Raw genomic sequence first — 17563 nt, 5'->3', positions numbered from 1 at the left:
CCATGGCGCGCTTCGCCCTGGTCCTCCACGCCCACCTCCCCTACGTGCGGGCCCACGGGATGTGGCCCTTCGGGGAGGAGACCCTCTACGAGGCCATGGCCGAGACCTACCTCCCCCTCATCCGGGTCTTGGAGCGGCTTCGCGCCGAGGGGGTGGAAGCCCCCTTCACCCTGGGGATCACCCCGATCCTGGCGGAGCAGCTCGCCGATGCCCGGATCAAGGAGGGGTTCTGGGCCTACGCCAAGGACCGCCTGGAGAGGGCCCAGGGCGACTACCAACGCTACCGGGGCACGGCCCTCGAGGCCAGCGCCCGGCACCAGGTGGCCTTCTGGGAGCTCACCCTGGACCACTTCCAGAGGCTTTCCGGGGATCTCGTCGCCGCCTTCCGCAAGGCCGAGGAGGGGGGGCAGGTGGAGCTCATCACCTCCAACGCCACCCACGGCTACTCCCCTCTCCTCGGCTACGACGAGGCCCTCTGGGCCCAGATCAAGACCGGGGTCAGCACCTACCGCCGCCACTTCGCCAAGGACCCCACGGGCTTCTGGCTCCCGGAGATGGCCTACCGGCCCAAAGGGCCCTGGAAGCCCCCCGTGGAAGGCCCCCCGGAGGGGGTGAGGCCCGGGGTGGACGAGCTTTTGATGCGGGCCGGGATCCGCTACACCTTTGTGGACGCCCACCTGGTCCAGGGGGGCGAGCCCCTCTCCCCTTACGGGGAGGCCGCCTTGGGCCCCGTGGAGAGCCAGGAGGCCACCTACCACGTCCACGAGCTGGAGTCGGGCCTTAGGGTCCTCGCCCGCAACCCGGAGACCACCCTCCAGGTGTGGAGCGCCGACTATGGCTACCCGGGGGAGGGGCTTTACCGGGAGTTCCACCGCAAGGACCCCCTCTCCGGCCTCCACCACTGGCGGGTGACCCACCGCAAGGCCGACCTCGCGGAGAAGGCCCCCTACGACCCGGAGGCGGCCTTCGCCAAGACGGAAGAGCACGCCCGCCACTTCGTGGGCCTCCTGGAGCGCCTCGCCGGGCGGCACCCCGAGGGGGTTATCCTCTCCCCTTACGACGCCGAGCTTTTCGGCCACTGGTGGTACGAGGGGGTGGCCTGGCTCGAGGCCGTCCTGAGGCTTCTCGCCCAGAACCCCAAGGTCCGGCCCGTGACCGCCCGGGAGGCGGTGCAGGGCCCCGCGGTGCGGACCGCCCTCCCCGAGGGCTCCTGGGGCCGGGGCGGGGACCACCGGGTCTGGCTCAACGAGAAGACCCTGGACTACTGGGAAAAGGTCTATCGGGCGGAGGGGGCCATGCGGGAGGCGGCGCGCCGGGGTGTCCTCCCCGAGGGGGTGTTGCGCCAGGCCATGCGCGAGCTTTTGCTCCTCGAGGCCTCCGACTGGCCCTTCCTCATGGAAACGGGGCAGGCGGAGGCCTACGCGCGGGAGCGGTACGAGGAGCACGCCCGGGCCTTCTTCCACCTCCTCAAGGGGGCCTCCCCCGAGGAGCTTAGGGCCTTGGAGGAGCGGGACAATCCCTTCCCGGAGGCCGACCCCCGCCTCTACCTTTTCCGGGAGGCGTGATGGGAGAGGTGCGCCACGCCGTCCTCCAGTTCCGCCCCGAGAAGAGCCGGCTTAGGGAGAGCCTGGCCCGGCTTAGGGCCCGCCTCGAGGCCCTCCGCCCCCACGCCCCCCAGGTGGTGGTCCTGCCCGAGGCCGCCCTCACCGGCTACTTCCTCCAGGGGGGGGTAAGGGAGCTCGCCCTCACCCGCCACGAGCTATTGGAGCTCCTGGTGGGCGTTTACGAGAAGGTGGGGTGGGAAGGGGTTCTGGACGTGGTGGTGGGCTTCTACGAGCGGGACGAGGGGGCCTACTACAACAGCGCCGCCTACCTGGAGCTTCCCCACCGCGTGGTCCACGTCCACCGCAAGGTCTTCCTCCCCACCTACGGGGTCTTTGACGAGGAGCGCTACCTGGCCCGGGGGAGGCGGGTGGAGGCCTTTAGGACCCGGTTCGGCCGGGCGGCCCTTCTCATCTGCGAGGACTTCTGGCACTCCATCACCGCCACCATCGCCGCCCTGGACGGGGCCGAGGTGATCTATGTCCCTTCGGCGAGCCCGGCCCGGGGCTTCCAGGGGGGGTATCCCGAGAACGTGGCCCGCTGGCGCACCCTCGCCCAGGCGGTGGCGGCGGAGCACGGGCTATATGTGGTGGTGGCGAGCCTGGTGGGGTTTGAGGGGGGGAAGGGGATGAGCGGGGGAAGCCTGGTGGTGGGGCCGGACGGGCGGGTCCTGGCCGAGGCCCCCCTCTTTGAGGAGGCGGCCCTTCTCTTCGCCTTGGACCGGGAGCGGATCCCCCCGGTGCGCTACGACAGCCCCCTCCTCTCCGACCTCGAGGCGGGCCTGCCCCTGCTTCTTTCCGACCTGCAAAGGGTCTTAGGGAGGCGGGATGCGGATACTTGAAGCGCCCAAAGCCCAGGAGGTCCTGGAACTCAACTGGCCCCTGGTGGCGGACTTCCTCACCCGGTTTATCCGGGAGGAGCTTTCCTGGCGGGGCTACGAGAAGGCCATCGTGGCCGTCTCCGGCGGGGTGGACTCGGCCACCACCCTGGCCTTGGCGGTGCGGGCCTTGGGGGCGGAGAGGGTCCACGCCCTCTTCCTGCCCCACCGGGAGAGTAGCCCCACCTCCCGGGAGCACGCCTACCTGGTGGCCGAGACCTTCGGCGTCGCCCTGGAGGAGGTGGACATCACCCCCATGGTGGAGGGCTACGCCGCCCTCACCCCGGACCTCACCCCCCACCGCAAGGGAAACGTCATGGCCCGGGCGCGGATGATCGTCCTCTTTGACAAGTCCGAGGCCTACAGGGCCCTCCCCTTGGGCACGGGCAACAAGACGGAAAGGCTTTTCGGCTACTTCACCTGGCACGGGGACGACACGCCCCCCGTGAACCCCCTGGGAGACCTCTACAAGACCCAGGTCTGGCGGCTCGCCGAGCACCTCGGGGTGCCGGAGGAGGTGGTGAGGAAGCCCCCCACCGCCGACCTCATCCCCGGGCAGACGGACGAGGCCGATTTGGGGTTGCGCTACCTCCGGGCCGACGTGATCCTGGAGCACTACCTGAAGGGCTATTCCGACCAGTACATCCTGGGCCTGGGCTTCACCGAGGAGGAGCTTAGGCGGGTGAAGGAGCGGGTGAACCGCACCCACTGGAAGAGGGCCCTGCCCACGGTGGCCCTACTTTCTTCCACCGCCATCGGGGAGTTCTACCTGAGGCCCTTGGACTACCGGCCATGAACGACCAGGAACTCAGAGCTTATCTGAGCCAGGCCAAGACCATCGCCGTCCTCGGGGCCCACAAGGACCCTTCCCGCCCCGCCCACTACGTGCCCAGATACCTCCGGGAACAGGGCTACCGCGTCCTCCCCGTGAACCCCAGGTTCCAGGGGGAGGAGCTTTTCGGGGAGGAGGCGGTGGCGAGCCTCTTGGACCTGAAGGAGCCCGTGGACATCCTGGACGTCTTCCGTCCCCCTTCCGCCCTCATGGACCACCTTCCGGAGGTCCTCGCCCTGAGGCCCGGTTTGGTCTGGCTCCAGTCGGGGATCCGCCACCCGGAGTTTGAAAAGGCCCTGAAGGAGGCGGGCATCCCCGTGGTGGCCGACCGCTGCCTCATGGTGGAGCACAAGCGCCTCTTCCGGGGGCCCCTTCCCCTCTAGCCGTGGAGGCCTGGCGGAAAGCCCTCCTCGCCTGGTACCGGGAAAACGCCCGCCCCCTCCCCTGGCGGGGGGAGAAGGACCCTTACCGCGTCCTGGTCTCCGAGGTCCTTCTGCAGCAGACCCGGGTGGAGCAGGCCCTCCCCTATTACCGCCGCTTTCTGGAGCGCTTTCCCACCCTGAAGGCCCTGGCCGCGGCTTCCCTGGAAGAGGTCCTTAGGGTCTGGCAGGGGGCGGGCTACTACCGGCGGGCGGAACACCTCCACCGCCTGGCCCGAAGCGTGGAGGAGCTTCCCCCGAGCTTCGCCGAGCTTCGGGGGCTTCCTGGTCTCGGGCCTTACACCGCGGCGGCGGTGGCCTCCATCGCCTTCGGGGAGCGGGTGGCGGCGGTGGACGGGAACGTCCGGAGGGTCCTCTCCCGCCTCTTCGCCCGGGAAAGCCCCAAGGAGAAGGAGCTTTTCGCCCTCGCCCAGGGCCTCCTCCCCGAGGGCGTGGACCCGGGGGTGTGGAACCAGGCCCTCATGGAGCTCGGGGCCACGGTCTGCCTGCCGAAACGGCCCCGTTGCGGGGCCTGCCCCCTAGGGGCCTTCTGCCGGGGGAAGGAGGCCCCCGGGCGCTACCCCGCGCCCAGGAAGCGCCGGGCGAAGGAGGAGCGCCTCGTCGCCCTCGTCCTCCTCGGGCGGAAGGGGGTGCACCTGGAAAGGCTTGAGGGGCGCTTCCAGGGCCTCTACGGCGTCCCCCTCTTTCCCCCTGAGGAGCTTCCCGGGCGGGAGGCGGCCTTCGGGGTGAGGTCTAGGCCCCTAGGCGAGGTGCGCCACGCCCTCACCCACCGGAGGCTTCGCGTGGAGGTGCGGGGGGCCCTTTGGGAAGGGGAGGGGGAGGACCCCTGGAAGAGGCCCCTACCCAAGCTCATGGAGAAGGTGCTCCGCAAGGCGCTTCCCCTCCTCGCTCATGCGGGCGTAGTCCCCCTCCCGGACGCATAGGCCCACGGCGTATAGCCCTTCCAGGCGCTTGAGGCGGAAGGTCTTTTCCTCCCACTCCTCGGGGTGGAAGGCCAGGTAGCGCACCCGGTAGCCGGGGGTGGAGGGGGTTTCCGGAACCTCCCCCTCCCGTTCCACGAAGCGGAAGCCCAAGCGCGAAAGGTCCTCCAGGAGGTCGGGGTAGCTCGCCTCGGAAAGCCTTCCCGCCTCCTCCACCACCCCGCCCAGGAAAAGCCTCGCCCCGAGGAAGCTCCCCACCGCGAGCACCACCTTCTCCCCCCGGGCCGGGGGGCCCTCCCAGGTCCTGACCCCCACCACCCGGTTTCCCTCCAGGAGAAGCCCCGTGGCCGTGGCCTGGAAGAGGTGGAGGGGCCTAAGCCCTTCCAGGAGGTACTTGGCCCGGGCGTGGAAGGCCCAGACCCGCTCGTCCTTGGGGTCGTAAGCCCTTTCCAGAAGGCTTCCCGGGGGAAAGGGGGGCTTGGGGGGCAGGAAGGGCATCATCACCGCGTCCAGGCTTTGGGTGAGGAGGCCCACCCGCACCCCCTTTTGCGCGAGCCAGAAGGCGGTCTCGGCCCCCGAGAACCCTGCCCCCACGATGAGGACCTGGTACGCCGCCATACGCTAAAAGCCTAACCCCTGGGCCCTTGGGGCCCAGGGGAAAGCCTGGCGGGCCGTGAAGGACTCGAACCTCCAACCCCCGGTTTTGGAGACCGGTGCTCTGCCAGTTGAGCTAACGGCCCCCGCCAAGGGGGATCATAGCACACCCCCGGCGGGAAGGCCAAGCCTCACTCCACGGTCACGCTCTTGGCCAGGTTGCGGGGCTGGTCCACGTCCCGCCCCAGGAGCACGGCGATCTCGTAGGCGAGGAGCTGGAGGGGGACCACGCTCACGATGGGGGCGAGGAGGGGGTGGACCTCGGGGACGTAGATCACGTCCTGGGCGAGCCTCGGGATCTCCTCGTCCCCCTCGGTGGCGATGGCGATCACCTTCCCGCCCCGGGCCCGCACCTCCTGGATGTTGGAGAGGGTCTTCTCGTAGAGGGGGCCTTTGGTGGCGAGGACGACCACGGGGAGGTGCTCGTCAATGAGGGCGATGGGCCCGTGCTTCATCTCCCCGGCGGGGTAGGCCTCGGCGTGGATGTAGCTGATCTCCTTGAGCTTCAGCGCCCCCTCGTAGGCGGTGGGGGCCTGGACGTGCCGCCCCAGGAAGAGGAAGTCCCGGGCCTGGTGGTACTTCTCGGCCACGTGGGCCACGAGGGGCCTTTTCTCCAAGACCTCCTCCACGAGCCTGGGGAGGCGGCGCATCTCCCGGAGGAGGCGTTGGGCCTCCTCGAGGGCGAGGGCGCCCCGGCCCCGGCCGAACCAGACGGCGAGGAGGGCCATGGCCGCGAGCATGGCCGTGTAGGCCTTGGTGGAGGCCACCCCGATCTCCGGCCCGGCGTGGATGTAGAGGACGTCCTCCACCTCCCGCGTCAGGGTGCTCCCCTTGGCGTTGATGACCCCGAGGGAGCGGGCCCCCTTGCGCTTGGCCTCCCTCAGGCCCTCCAGGGTGTCTATGGTCTCCCCCGACTGGCTGATGGCGAGGGCGAGGGTCCTCGAGTCCACCACGGGGTCGCGGTAGCGGTACTCGCTGGCCACGTCCCACTCGGTGGGGAGGCGGGCCAGGGTCTCCAGGAGGTACTTCCCGTAAAGCCCGGCGTAGCTCGCCGTTCCGCAGGCGATGACGTGGACCCGGTCCACCTCCCGTGGGTCCAGGGCGAGGCCGAGCTCCACGGTCCCCTCCTCCTCCCTCAGGCGCCCGCCCAGGGTGTTCTCCAGGACCCAGGGTTGCTCGTAGATCTCCTTCAGCATGTAGTGGGGGAAGCCCCCCTTCTCGGCGGCCTCCAGGGTCCAGTCCACCTCCACCGCCTCCCTCTGGACCGGCCTGCCCTCCAGGTCGGTGATCTCCACCCCCTCCCGGGTGAGGCGCACCACGTCCCCGTCGTGCAGGAAGAGGACCCGGCGGGTGTAGGGGAGGAGGGCGGGCACGTCCGAGGCCAGGAAGTTCTCCCCCTCCCCCAGGCCCACCACCAGGGGGCTCACCGTGCGGGCGGCCACGATCTCCTCGTGGTCCTCGTGGGCCACCACCACGGCGTAGGCCCCGCGCACCGCCTTGAGGGCCTCCCGCAGGGCCTCAAGGAGGTCGCCTCGGTAGGTTTCCTCCAGGAGGTGGGCGAGGACCTCGGTGTCCGTCTCCGACCGGAAGCGGTGCCCCCGGGCCTCCAGGGCCTCCTTGAGCTCCAGGTAGTTCTCAAAGATGCCGTTGTGGATGAGGGCGATCCTCCCGTCCTCCGTGGTGTGGGGGTGGGCGTTCGGGTCCGTGGGGGCCCCGTGGGTGGCCCAGCGGGTGTGGCCGATGCCCAAGGCCCCCTGGAGGGGCGTCTTCCCCACGGCCTCTGCCAGGGCGGAGAGCTTCCCCGAGCGCTTCACCACCTTGAGGCCCTCCGGGGTCCGCACCGCAATGCCGGCGGAGTCGTACCCCCTATACTCCAGGCGCCGGAGCCCGTCCAAAAGCACGTCCGTCGCGTTCCTAAAACCTACGTAGCCTACGATCCCGCACATATGGCCTCAAAAGGCCACCGGGAAGGGGCCGAAGCCCCCAAGGGCTGCGCCTTCTTCCCGGCGGTTTCCCTCTGGATACGCCCTGCCCCTCGGTTGTCCGCCCCTCGCGGGGCCGGCTTTCCCTCGGGGCTTTTCGCAGGCGGGCGGGGCGGGCACACCCCGGGCGGCATCCGCGGATTCCTCGATCTTTCCCGGCCGAAGCCGGTTATCCCCTTCGCGGGGTCCGCCACCTCGTGAGGCCAATGGCCCCCTGCGCTTCCCGCCTTCCACCGACGCGTCTTTCCGCCTCCCACCTCCCTCCCGGGGGGAGTATAACAGAAACCTTAAGGCCCGACCGCTGGGCTTGCCTAGTAAATCGCCTTGTACCCCGGAGGGGGCGGGAGAAGGGAGAGAAGAACCCTAAGGCCGTAGGCGATGAGCTCCAAAAGCGCCCGCGCCATGGCCGTCCAAGGCTTCCGCTCCCAAAGGTACCCCCCACCCAGCCGCGTCTTCATCCCCCCAAACACCCCCTCCACCACCCCGCGAAACCGGTACACCTCGGGGTCCCACCCCTCCCGCGCCCGCACCCGCGCCTCCTCCCTGGCCTCGCCCCCGCCCCGAAGCCGGATCACCGGCCGCACCCCCGCCTCCCCCAAAACCCCCCACACCTCCTTCCCGTCAAACCCCGCGTCCGCCAAAAGCCACCCCCGGGAAGGAGGAAACCGCCTCAGCACCTCCCCCCCAAGCCGGGGGTCCGGGGCGTAGCCCTCCCCCACCACTCCACCCCAGGGCCACAAGAGCCGCCTCTCCCTATCCCACCGCATCAGGGCCAGAAGCCGCGCGTGCCCCCGCACCCGCCGCACCTCCTTCCCCCGACGAAAGCGGAGAAGCCGGTCCTTGCTCCGGTAGGCCAGCCCCGTGGTGTCCATGAGGTAGAGGGGGGGAAAGCGCCGCCAGGTGTGCCGGCGCCTCGTCCGAAGCCGCTTCGCCTTCCGGCGAGGACTCCGGGGCGAGATGGGCCTCCAGTTCCCGGGAAAGCCTCTCCAGGAGGGCCTCAAGGAGTTTGGGGTCCAGGTGCTTGAGGGCGTAGCGGGCCAGGGACTGGTGGGAAGGGAAGGGGCCTTCCATCAGGTCCTGGAGTGAGGCCTCCGTCTCGCGGTAGGTGAGGTGGAAGAAGGCGCGGAAGAGAAGGAGGGCCAGGTAAAGGGCGTGGCTGTAGCGCCAGGGGCGGCCCCGCTTGCCTTTGGGGGTGGGAGGGGCCACCTCCCGGGCCAGGCGCAGGCAGTGTTCCAGGACCTCCTTGGGGCTTGCCTCCCTGCGAAGGAAGCCTCGCTTGCCCATCAGGAGAGAGATATACACCCGTCCTCCTGACCTTTGCAAGGCAAGCCCCCGACCGCTTGACAAGGGCGCGTGAGGTTTTTATGATAGCGCCGGATGCGGGGAAAAAGGGCTCCTTTTCGGGGGGTTTTCCCCGCACCGGGCGGACCTGGTCGGAGAGGAAACGCGGCAACTCGCCCGTCTCGGGTTCCCGCCCACGACCCTTAAGGGGGTGTGAGGCATATGAAGAAAAGGCTGGTCACACTACTGGCAGGGCTCTTGACCGTCCTCTCCATGGGGTTCGGTCTGGCCCAGTTCTCCGACGTGCCCGCCGGGCACTGGGCCAAGGAGGCCGTGGAGGCCCTGGCGGCCAAGGGCATCATCCTGGGCTTCCCGGACGGCACCTTCCGGGGCAACGAGAACCTCACCCGCTACCAGGCGGCCCTCCTCATCTACCGGCTCTTGCAGCAGATTGAGGAGGAGCTGAAGACCCAGGGCACCTCCCCCACCATGGAGGCCCTGGCCCCCGAGGACCTCGAGGCCCTGAAGAACGCCGTCCAGGAGCTCGCCGCCGAGCTCGCTTCCCTGGGCGTGCGGGTCTCCGCCCTGGAGGACAGCGCCGCCACCAAGGAGGACATCGCCCGCCTCGAGGCGATGATCGCCGAGCTCAAGGCCCAGCCCATGCCCGAGCCCGGCATGGACCAGGCGGCCCTTAAGGACCTCATGGACCGGGTGGAGGCCGCCTCCATCGCCGCCGACACCGCCCTCGCCCAGGCCCAGCAGCTCGCCGAGCGGCTGGACGCCCTGGCTCAGGACGTGGAGGGCGTGAAGGGCGACCTGGCCGGGCTTAGGAGCCAGGTGGAGGCCAACGCCGACGCCATCCAGGCCCTGAACGAGCTCGCCGTCCTCCTGAACCAGGACGTCCTCTCCCTCCAGGACCGGGTCACCGCCCTGGAGAAGATGGTCTCCGGCGGCCAGGAGCTCCCCGACCTGGAGCAGTTCGCCACCAAGGAGGACGTGGCCGCCGTCCAGGAGTTCGCCGCCGCCCTGCGCTCCGACCTGGTGGGCCTCTCCGACAAGGTCTCCAAGCTGGAAGAACAGGTGGCCGAGCTCAACAAGGTGCGCTACTCCATCTCCGGTAGCCTCTCCGCCACCTACGGCACGGTGGTGACCGACACCGGCACCAACTTTGACATTGACCGCCTCTTCCCGGGCAACGCCTTCTCCACGGGGACCTACGGCTCCTTCTCCTCCAGCGTCCAGGCGGGGGACAGCAACCAGGGCAACATCTCGGGGGGCTCCGCTTCCCTCACCTTCGGCGTGAAGGTGGCCCAGCCCGGCACGAGCGGGGTGAACGTCTCCGAGGCCAGCGCCACCCTCCAGGTGCCCGCGGCTTTCGGGACCGCTTACACCTCTGCTCCCACCATCCGCCTCAACGCCGCGAGCGTCAAGGGCAACGTGGACGGCCAGGCCTTCAGCGTGGTCTACAGCCGGGCGGTGAGCAGCTTCAAGTTCAACGACTACCTCTTCGCCAACGACAACGACTCTGAGCCGGCCAACCCCCGCCAGGGTATGGTGGCCACCTTCTCCGCCACCAAGTTCCCCCTTGCCCCCGAGGTGACCGTGGTGGCCGGGGTGGCCGGACCTGATGCTACTAAGGATACTGCTCCTGCCCTAAACGGCAACTACTTCGGCATCCGCACCGCCGTCAAGCCCTTCTCCGCCCTCAACCTGGCCCTGAACTACGCCACCAACCTGGGCAACCGCTCCGCCATTGGCGTGGACGGCGGGCTGGAGCTCGGCCCCGCCAAGCTCTCCGGCCTCTGGGTCTCCTCCCAGACCCCCGGGAGCCCCTTCGCCGACTTCTTTGACAACACCCTCTCCGACTGGGCGTATTACGCCCAGGCCGAGGCGAAGCTCGGGCCTCTTTCCCTCTCCGCCAACTACCACGCCGTGGACCCGCAGTACGCCGACGGCCAGGCGGGCATGTCCGAGAACGAGGACACCACCTACTACGGCGGTGAGAAGGCAGGCGCTCCCTACGGGGCGGACACCCGCGGCCTGGGCGTCTCCGCCAGCGTGGGCTTCGGCCCCGTTACCCTCAAGGGCTACGCCGAGAGCGAGGGGGACTACAACCTGGCTCCGGGCAGCGTCAACGACGCTTGGGGCGTGGCCGCTACCTTGGGGTCCTTCCGGGGATTCAGCCTGACGGGCTTCTACAACGCCGCCTACACCGGTGGTAACGGTTACTTCTCCCTTACCACCGCTGTGGACGCCATTGCTCCGGGTGTGACTTACTACTACACCATTGAGAACCAGAAGTACTCCTCCAGCTGGGGCGTGCGGGTGGCCCACGACGGCAAGGCCGAGGACGCCCTAATCCCCACCCTCAACCTCACCGCCCAGTACGCCACCTACTACGTCTCCGGCCACACGGACATCCAGGTCTACGCCGACCTGGCCAAGCCCTTCAAGCTGGCCATCCTGAGCCTCTCCCCGGGCTTCCGCTACCACAGCTTCGCTGGTGCGGGTAGCGCCCCGACCTACACCACCCTGAAGGGCGGGGTCCAGGTTTCCACCGATCCCCTCCTCTTCGGTCTCAGCCTGGACGGGGCGGTCTCCTACCGCCGGACGCAGTACACCAACAACCCCTCCAACGTGACCACCTACGAGCTCTACTACCGCGCCGGGGTGAAGCTCCAGGACTTCCTGGCCCCCAAGCTCAACTTCAGCGTGGCCTACGCCCACTACGAGGGCGATCAGCTTGCCGGCACCGGCCTCCCCGTGGTGGGGTCCGGCAACCAGGCCTTCAACTTCGCCCGCGACCGGGTCTACCGGAGCCCCGATCCCATCGCTGCTCCTTGGCTGGCCACTCCGGGCACCCAGGCGGGCAAGCTGGACGGCTTCTACATTGAGGCCAAGTACTACGACCTCACCGTGGCCTACGGGGAGTTCGTCCTGGATGACCTCAACGGGACCAACCCCAACTTCGGCCGGGGCTTCAAGATCAGCTACACCGTGAAGTTCTAACCCTGGCGGTCCCGCCCCCGCCCCCCCAAAGGGGGCGGGGGTTTTTGTTCTCCCCCTTCCTTTGGGGAGGCGAGGGGGCCCCTATACTGGGTGAGGATGACCTTCCGCTACCGGGGGCCAAGCCCCAAGGGGGACCAGCCCAAGGCCATCGCCGGGCTCGTGGAGGCCTTGAGGGACGGGGAGCGCTTCGTCACCCTCCTCGGGGCCACGGGCACGGGGAAGACGGTGACCATGGCCAAGGTCATTGAGGCCCTGGGAAGGCCCGCTTTGGTCCTCGCCCCCAACAAGATCCTCGCGGCCCAGCTTGCGGCGGAGTTTAGGGAGCTCTTCCCGGAAAACGCTGTAGAGTACTTCATCAGCTACTACGACTACTACCAGCCCGAGGCCTACGTCCCGGGGAAGGACCTCTACATAGAGAAGGACGCCTCCATCAACCCCGAGATTGAGCGCTTAAGGCACTCCACCACCCGAAGCCTCCTCACGCGGCGGGACGTGATCGTGGTGGCCTCGGTCTCGGCCATCTACGGCCTCGGGGACCCGAGGGAGTACAGGGCCAGGAACCTGGTGGTGGAAAGGGGCAAGCCCTACCCCAGGGAGGTCCTTTTGGAGCGCCTCCTGGAACTCGGTTACCAGCGGAACGACATAGACCTTTCCCCGGGGCGCTTCCGGGCGAAGGGGGAGGTGTTGGAGATCTTCCCCGCCTACGAGACCGAGCCCATCCGGGTGGAGCTCTTTGGCGACGAGGTGGAGCGCATCTCCCAGGTGCACCCCGTCACCGGGGAGCGGCTTCGGGAGCTTCCCGGGTTTGTCCTCTTTCCCGCCACCCACTACCTCTCCCCGGAAGGCCTTGAGGAGATCCTGAAGGAGATTGAGAAGGAGCTCTGGGAGAGGGTCCGCTACTTTGAGGAAAGAGGGGAAGTTCTCTACGCCCAGCGCCTCAAGGAGCGCACCCTCTACGACCTGGAGATGCTAAGGGTCATGGGCACCTGCCCCGGGGTGGAGAACTACGCCCGCTACTTCACGGGGAAGGCCCCAGGGGAACCTCCTTACACCCTCCTGGACTACTTCCCCGAGGACTTCCTGGTCTTCCTGGACGAGTCCCACGTGACCGTGCCCCAGCTTCAGGGGATGTACCGGGGGGACTACGCCCGCAAGAAGACCCTGGTGGACTACGGCTTCCGCCTCCCCTCGGCGTTGGACAACCGCCCCCTTCGCTTTGAGGAGTTTTTGGAGAGGGTTTCCCAGGTGGTCTTCGTCTCCGCCACCCCGGGGCCCTTTGAGCTAGCGCATTCGGGGCGCGTGGTGGAGCAGATCATCCGGCCCACGGGGCTATTGGACCCCCTGGTGCGGGTCAAGCCCACGGAGAACCAGATCCTGGACCTCATGGAGGGGATCCGGGAGAGGGCGGCAAGGGGCGAGCGCACCCTGGTCACGGTCCTCACGGTGCGCATGGCCGAGGAGCTCACGAGCTTTTTGGTGGAGCACGGGATAAGGGCGCGCTACCTCCACCACGAGCTGGACGCCTTTGAGCGCCAGGCCCTGATCCGGGACCTGAGGCTTGGCCACTACGACTGCCTCGTGGGGATCAACCTCCTCCGGGAGGGCCTGGACATCCCCGAGGTCTCCCTGGTGGCCATCCTGGACGCGGACAAGGAGGGCTTCCTTAGAAGCGAGCGGAGCCTCATCCAGACCATCGGCCGGGCGGCGAGGAACGCCAGGGGCGAGGTCTGGCTCTACGCCGACCGGGTCTCCGAGGCCATGCAGAGGGCCATAGAGGAGACGAACCGGAGAAGGGCCCTCCAGGAGGCCTACAACCTGGAGCACGGCATCACCCCGGAGACGGTGCGGAAGGAGGTTAGGGCCGTCATCCGCCCCGAGGGCTACGAGGAGGCCCCCCTCGAGGCCGACCTCTCCGGGGAGGACCTGAGGGAGAGGATCGCCGAGCTGGAGCTTGCCATGTGGCAGGCGGCGGAGGCTTTGGACTTTGAGCGGGCGGCGAGGCTTAGGGACGAGATCCGGGCCCTCGAGGCCCGCCTCCAGGGCGTAAGGGCCCCTGAGCCCGTCCCCGGGGGGCGGAAGCGGAAGCGGAGGTGAAGCGCCCCTAGGCCAGGAGGAGGAGGGGGTTTTCCAGGTAGAGGGCCACCCGCTCCAGGAGCTTCCTCGCCAGGGGGGCTTCCAGCCCCGAGGCGGCGAGGAGGCCTTCGGGGGAGAGGAAGAGGCTTGGGCGGCCGGTGTGCACCTCCTCCTCCCCGTGGAAGCAGAGGAGACCTTCCCCTTCCTCCCCGCCCGCCTCCCGGAAGAGGGCGAGGAAGCTCGGGGAAGGCTTAAGCCCCCGCACCTCCTCGCCCTCCACCTGGCCCACGAGGGGCCGCAAGGGGATTTCCAGCTCCGCGAGGGCCCGCTCCGCGGCCCGGAGGAGGAAGGGGAGGGGGGTCTTGGGCACCCCGTGGACCCGATGGAAGAGGGCCACGGCCTCCTCCAGGGCCTCGAGGGCCACCCGCCTGCGGTGGACGCGGAGGAGCGTGAGGGGGGCCGGGGGAGGGGCCACGGGGGCCGCCGCGATCCCTTCCTCCGCCTGGGCCTGGGGCCAGGGGGGGAGGGGTTCTGGGGCCGGGGGCGCCTCCTCCGGGGCCGGGGAGGGCTCCTCGGCGAGGAGGAGGTCCTCCTCCCAGGCCTCCTCCTGGGGCTCCTGGGGGGCTTCCACGGGGGGCTTCTCCTCCTCCCAGGCCTCGAGGGGCACGGCCTCCGGCTCCTCCGCCAAGAGGACCTCTTCCTCCTCTAAGGAGAGGTCCAGCTCCACCTCGGGGAAGTCCAGCTCCTCTTCCTCCAAGGTGAGGGGCGGGGGGGTGGGCTCGGGCTCCTGGGGGATCACCTCGGCGAGGTCCACCCCTTCCCGGCCCAGGACCTCCTGGGCCCGCTTCAGTTCCTCCTCCTTGGGGGGCGGGGGCGGGGCCTCGGGCTGGGGGGGGAGGTCCACCTCCCCGGCCATGACCTTGGCCAGGTAGGCCAGGATGTCCCGCTCCACGATGAGCCCGTCGGGGCCCGTGCCCTGAAGCTTCCGCCAGTCTATGCCGTTTTCCTCCGCCAGGCGCCGGGCCAGGGGCGTGATCTTGGGTTCTTCCATCTTGGTCCTATGATAGCAGGGTGGAAGCGCGCTTCGCTGAGCTTTTGGCGGCGTACTGCCTCGAGGCCCAAAGCGGCGAGACCGTCCTCGTGGAGGCGGAAACCCCGGCCCTCCCCCTCCTTCCCCACCTGAAGCGGGCCCTCCTGCGCCGGGGCGCTTACCCCCTCATCCGCCTGAGCTACCCCGGGGAGGAGCGGGATTTCCTCCTCTTCGGCGGGCGCTGGCTAGAGGAGGTCCCGGAGGCGGAGCTCGCCCTCTACCAGCGGGCGGACAAGTTCCTGCGCGTCCTCTCCGCGGAGAACCCCCTGGAGGCAGCCGCGGTGGACCCCGCCTTGGCCCTGCGCAGGCAGCGGGCCTGGCGCCTTCTCCAGGAGATCCGCCTCGGGAAGCGCTGGGCCCTCACCCTTTACCCCACGGTGGGCTACGCCGTGGGGGCGGGGATGGGCACCGAGGAGTTCCGGGCTTACCTGGAGAGGGCCCTTTTCCTGGACCGGGAGGACCCCGTGGCCGCCTGGCAGGAGCTCTCCCGCTTCCAGGAGGGGCTTATCCGGAGGCTTTCCGCCGCGAAGGAGCTCCGCATCCTGGCCCCCGGCACGGACCTGAGGCTTTCCGTGGCGGGGCGCACCTGGGTGAACTCCGACGGCCGGCGCAACATGCCCTCGGGGGAGGTCTTCACCGGCCCCGTGGAGGACTCCGCCGAGGGGGAGGTGCGCTTCAACCTCCCCGCCTTCGTTGGGGGAAGGCGGGTGGAGGGGGTGTACCTCCGCTTTGCCCGGGGCCAGGTGGTGGAGGCCCGGGCGGAGGCGGGGGAGGCCTACCTCCAAGCGGCCCTGGCCACGGACGAGGGGGCCCGGCGGCTTGGCGAGGTGGGCATTGGCACCAACTTCGCCCTGGACCGGCCCACGGGCCTCGTCCTCCTGGACGAGAAGATGGGGGGCACCGTCCACCTGGCCCTGGGCCGGAGCTACCCGGAGGCGGGCGGACGGAACGAAAGCGCCCTCCACTGGGACCTGGTCCTCTCCTTGAGGGAAGGGCGGCTCCTCCTGGACGGGACCCCCCTGCTGGAGGCCGGGCGCTTCCTCTAGAGGTCCTTCTGCTCAAAGACCAAGGCGGCGAGGAGGGCGAAGCCCAGGGTGTAGAGGAGGAGGAGGGGTAGCCCAAGCCCTACGGCCTCGGGCCGCAGGTAGAGGTCCAAATAGGTGGTGAGGAGGAAGGGCGTGAGGGCGGGGAAGGCCACGAGGAGGCGCATGAGGAGGAGGGTGGCCACGGCGGCCAGGGCGCTCGCCGTGGTGGAGAGGAAGACGGTCCCGTAGAGGAGGGCCAAGGAGGCGAGGGGAAGGAGCACGGCCCCGGCGAGGAGGTGGGCCCTCAGGAGCTCGGCGAGGGCCCCCTGGGGGCTCAGAAGCCCCGCCCCGGCGAACCCCCCTTCCCCGAGGCCCGTGCCGCCGTAGAAGGCCCCAAGCCCATAGGGCATCCCCGCGAGCACCCCCCCGAGGAAGCTCGCCCCCAGGAGGACGAAGGGGTAGAGGAGGACGGCGAAGAGCTTGGCGAGGAGGAGGTGGGTCCGGGAGAGGGGCCTTAGGAGGAGGCTTTTCAGCGTGCCCTGGGCCACCTCGCTTCCCAGGGTCTCGCTCGCCGCCACCACCACGAGGAAGGGGAAGAGGAACTCCATCCCGGCGAGGAGGCTTAAGGACACCACCTGCCACCCCGAGGCCAGGACCAGGCCGTAGGCCTCCTTGAGCCCCGGGGCCAGGGCCCAGAGGAAGGGGAGGAGGAGGGCGAAAAGGAGGCCGAGCCGCACCGAGCGGAGCCGGAAGAGCTTGTAGACCTCAAAGCGCACGAGCCTAAACATGCCGCACCCTCTCCTGGTAGTAGTCCAAGAGGTCAAAGCGGTGGGGGGCGAGGGCCCTCACCCGGTAGCCCTCCGCCAGGAGGGCGCGGAGGGCGGCCTCCGGCTCCCCCTCAAAGACCACGCTCCGCCCCTGGAGCCGGGCCGAGGCCACCTGGGGCAGGGTCTTGAGGAGGGCGAGGGCCCCCTCCAGGGGCTCCGCCTCCAGCCGGTAGGCCTCCTTCCCGGAGAGGACCACCTCGTCCAGAAGCCTTCCCCCGCCCAGGATCCCCACCCTGTGGGCGTAGCGGGCCACCTCCTGGAGGTGGTGGGTGGAGAGGAGGATGGCCACCCCTTCCCGGGCCAGCTCCTGGAGAAGGCGGTGGACGAGCTCCACCCCCTCGGGGTCCAGGCCGGAGGTGGGCTCGTCCAGGACGAGGACCTTGGGGCGGTGGAGGATGGCCGCGGCCAGGCCCAGGCGCTGCCTCTGCCCCAGGGAGTACCCCTCCACCTTCTGGTCGGCCACCGCCAGGAGCTTGAGCCGGGCGAGGACCTCGCCGATGCGGGCCTCGTCTTCCACCCCGGAGAGCCGGGCGTGCATCCTGAGGTTCTCCCGGCCCGTGAGGTAGGGGTAAAAGGCGGCCGGGGCCTCCACCACCGCCCCCAGGTGGCGGCGGGCGGCGGGGCTTTTGTGGACGTCCTCCCCGAGGAGGAAGGCCCGGCCTTTCGTGGGGAAGGCGAGGCCGGTGGCCAGGCGGATGAGGGTGGTCTTGCCGCTCCCGTTGGGCCCCGCCAGGGCGTAGACCTCCCCCGGGCGGACGGAGAGGCTCACGCCCTCCAAGACGGGCCTCCGCCCGTAGCGCTTGCTCACGCCCTCTAGCCTCAGGGCTTCCATGGGTGCTATACTACCCGAGCCCCCGGTCCAGCGCGGCGGGCCAGGCGTGAACCGGGTCAGGTCCGGAAGGAAGCAGCCCTAAGCGCCTCGGTCCGGGCGCCGCTGGGAAGCCGGGGGCG

Annotated in this window: 15 protein-coding genes, 1 tRNA gene and 1 other RNA gene; 10 read left to right on the top strand and 7 right to left on the bottom strand. The window is 69.5% G+C overall.

The features are described 5' to 3' along the window. Positions 1-2: 2 nt before the first annotated feature. Genes TTH_RS09645 through mutY form a run of 5 tightly spaced genes read left to right on the top strand, consistent with a single transcriptional unit; the run spans position 3 to position 4674 of the window. On the top strand, positions 3-1565 hold the full coding sequence (locus TTH_RS09645; protein WP_011228999.1) for a 1,4-alpha-glucan branching protein: 1563 nt from the start codon (positions 3-5) through the stop codon (positions 1563-1565). Beyond that, complete coding sequence (locus TTH_RS09640; protein ID WP_011228998.1) at positions 1565-2443, top strand: carbon-nitrogen hydrolase; 879 nt, start codon at positions 1565-1567, stop codon at positions 2441-2443. The genes TTH_RS09645 and TTH_RS09640 overlap by 1 nt, the downstream gene beginning before the upstream one ends. After that, the gene (locus TTH_RS09635) at positions 2430-3275 is read left to right on the top strand and encodes an NAD+ synthase (protein WP_011173912.1); all 846 of its coding nucleotides are present in this window, start codon (positions 2430-2432) and stop codon (positions 3273-3275) included. The genes TTH_RS09640 and TTH_RS09635 overlap by 14 nt, the downstream gene beginning before the upstream one ends. Then, positions 3272-3694, top strand: a complete 423-nt coding sequence (locus TTH_RS09630; RefSeq protein ID WP_011228997.1) for a CoA-binding protein — start codon at positions 3272-3274, stop codon at positions 3692-3694. Before TTH_RS09635 ends, TTH_RS09630 begins: the two co-directional genes overlap by 4 nt. A 2-nt stretch (positions 3695-3696) precedes the next feature. Next, complete coding sequence (gene mutY / locus TTH_RS09625; protein ID WP_011228996.1) at positions 3697-4674, top strand: A/G-specific adenine glycosylase MutY; 978 nt, start codon at positions 3697-3699, stop codon at positions 4672-4674. Here mutY and TTH_RS09620 read toward each other — a convergent pair. From TTH_RS09620 to TTH_RS09605, 4 genes are all read right to left on the bottom strand, one after another. Further along, entirely contained in the window at positions 4591-5289 is a 699-nt protein-coding gene (locus TTH_RS09620) for an FAD-dependent oxidoreductase (protein WP_011228995.1), read from the bottom strand. The genes mutY and TTH_RS09620 overlap by 84 nt on opposite strands. A gap of 46 nt (positions 5290-5335) precedes the next feature. Continuing rightward, positions 5336-5411, bottom strand: a tRNA-Trp gene (locus TTH_RS09615). 45 nt (positions 5412-5456) lie between these two features. Further along, positions 5457-7271: a glutamine--fructose-6-phosphate transaminase (isomerizing) gene (gene glmS, locus TTH_RS09610; RefSeq protein WP_011228994.1), complete on the bottom strand. Its 1815-nt coding sequence runs from the start codon at positions 7269-7271 to the stop codon at positions 5457-5459. 347 nt (positions 7272-7618) lie between these two features. Next, positions 7619-8266: a transposase gene (locus TTH_RS09605; protein ID WP_224065233.1), complete on the bottom strand. Its 648-nt coding sequence runs from the start codon at positions 8264-8266 to the stop codon at positions 7619-7621. On the opposite strand from TTH_RS09605, the gene TTH_RS11560 reads away from it, so the two are divergent. From TTH_RS11560 to uvrB, 3 genes are all read left to right on the top strand, one after another. Next, on the top strand, positions 8208-8393 hold the full coding sequence (locus TTH_RS11560; RefSeq protein WP_223966770.1) for a hypothetical protein: 186 nt from the start codon (positions 8208-8210) through the stop codon (positions 8391-8393). The genes TTH_RS09605 and TTH_RS11560 overlap by 59 nt on opposite strands. 417 nt (positions 8394-8810) lie before the next feature. Beyond that, positions 8811-11597, top strand: coding sequence for an S-layer homology domain-containing protein (locus tag TTH_RS09600; protein ID WP_011228992.1), 2787 nt, complete (start codon positions 8811-8813; stop codon positions 11595-11597). A gap of 96 nt (positions 11598-11693) precedes the next feature. Then, positions 11694-13691 (top strand): excinuclease ABC subunit UvrB, encoded by a 1998-nt coding sequence (uvrB, locus tag TTH_RS09595; RefSeq protein ID WP_011228991.1) that lies wholly within the window; start codon positions 11694-11696, stop codon positions 13689-13691. Between the two features lie 7 nt (positions 13692-13698). On the opposite strand, the gene TTH_RS09590 is transcribed toward uvrB, so the two are convergent. Next, positions 13699-14721 carry an E3 binding domain-containing protein gene (locus tag TTH_RS09590; protein WP_011228990.1) on the bottom strand — a complete coding sequence of 341 codons (1023 nt, stop codon included), beginning with the start codon at positions 14719-14721 and terminating at the stop codon, positions 13699-13701. A 20-nt stretch (positions 14722-14741) separates the two neighbouring features. On the opposite strand from TTH_RS09590, the gene TTH_RS09585 reads away from it, so the two are divergent. Further along, the gene (locus tag TTH_RS09585; protein ID WP_011228989.1) at positions 14742-15806 is read left to right on the top strand and encodes an aminopeptidase; all 1065 of its coding nucleotides are present in this window, start codon (positions 14742-14744) and stop codon (positions 15804-15806) included. Here TTH_RS09585 and TTH_RS09580 read toward each other — a convergent pair. Continuing rightward, a complete protein-coding gene (locus TTH_RS09580) occupies positions 15803-16573 on the bottom strand; it encodes an ABC transporter permease (RefSeq protein ID WP_011228988.1) in 771 nt (256 codons plus the stop codon). The two genes, TTH_RS09585 and TTH_RS09580, sit on opposite strands and share 4 nt — an antisense overlap. After that, positions 16566-17444, bottom strand: a complete 879-nt coding sequence (locus TTH_RS09575; protein ID WP_011228987.1) for an ABC transporter ATP-binding protein — start codon at positions 17442-17444, stop codon at positions 16566-16568. The genes TTH_RS09580 and TTH_RS09575 overlap by 8 nt, the downstream gene beginning before the upstream one ends. 19 nt (positions 17445-17463) lie before the next feature. Here TTH_RS09575 and ffs point away from each other — a divergent pair. Further along, positions 17464-17558: signal recognition particle sRNA small type (ffs, locus tag TTH_RS09570), an RNA gene on the top strand. Positions 17559-17563: the final 5 nt, after the last annotated feature.

It is taken from the genome of Thermus thermophilus HB8 (assembly GCF_000091545.1).
Taxonomy (GTDB): Bacteria; Deinococcota; Deinococci; order Deinococcales; family Thermaceae; genus Thermus; species Thermus thermophilus.
This window is presented reverse-complemented; position numbering and strand designations above follow the sequence as displayed.

Coding starts and splice junctions, on each gene's coding strand:
- TTH_RS09590 (WP_011228990.1), bottom strand. CDS start 14,721: ATGGAAGAACCCAAGATCACGCCCCTGGCCCGGCGCCTGGCGGAGGAA.
- TTH_RS09580 (WP_011228988.1), bottom strand. CDS start 16,573: ATGTTTAGGCTCGTGCGCTTTGAGGTCTACAAGCTCTTCCGGCTCCGC.
- glmS (WP_011228994.1), bottom strand. CDS start 7,271: ATGTGCGGGATCGTAGGCTACGTAGGTTTTAGGAACGCGACGGACGTG.
- TTH_RS09645 (WP_011228999.1), top strand. CDS start 3: ATGGCGCGCTTCGCCCTGGTCCTCCACGCCCACCTCCCCTACGTGCGG.
- TTH_RS09630 (WP_011228997.1), top strand. CDS start 3,272: ATGAACGACCAGGAACTCAGAGCTTATCTGAGCCAGGCCAAGACCATC.
- TTH_RS09575 (WP_011228987.1), bottom strand. CDS start 17,444: ATGGAAGCCCTGAGGCTAGAGGGCGTGAGCAAGCGCTACGGGCGGAGG.
- TTH_RS09600 (WP_011228992.1), top strand. CDS start 8,811: ATGAAGAAAAGGCTGGTCACACTACTGGCAGGGCTCTTGACCGTCCTC.
- TTH_RS09640 (WP_011228998.1), top strand. CDS start 1,565: ATGGGAGAGGTGCGCCACGCCGTCCTCCAGTTCCGCCCCGAGAAGAGC.
- TTH_RS09620 (WP_011228995.1), bottom strand. CDS start 5,289: ATGGCGGCGTACCAGGTCCTCATCGTGGGGGCAGGGTTCTCGGGGGCC.
- TTH_RS09635 (WP_011173912.1), top strand. CDS start 2,430: ATGCGGATACTTGAAGCGCCCAAAGCCCAGGAGGTCCTGGAACTCAAC.
- uvrB (WP_011228991.1), top strand. CDS start 11,694: ATGACCTTCCGCTACCGGGGGCCAAGCCCCAAGGGGGACCAGCCCAAG.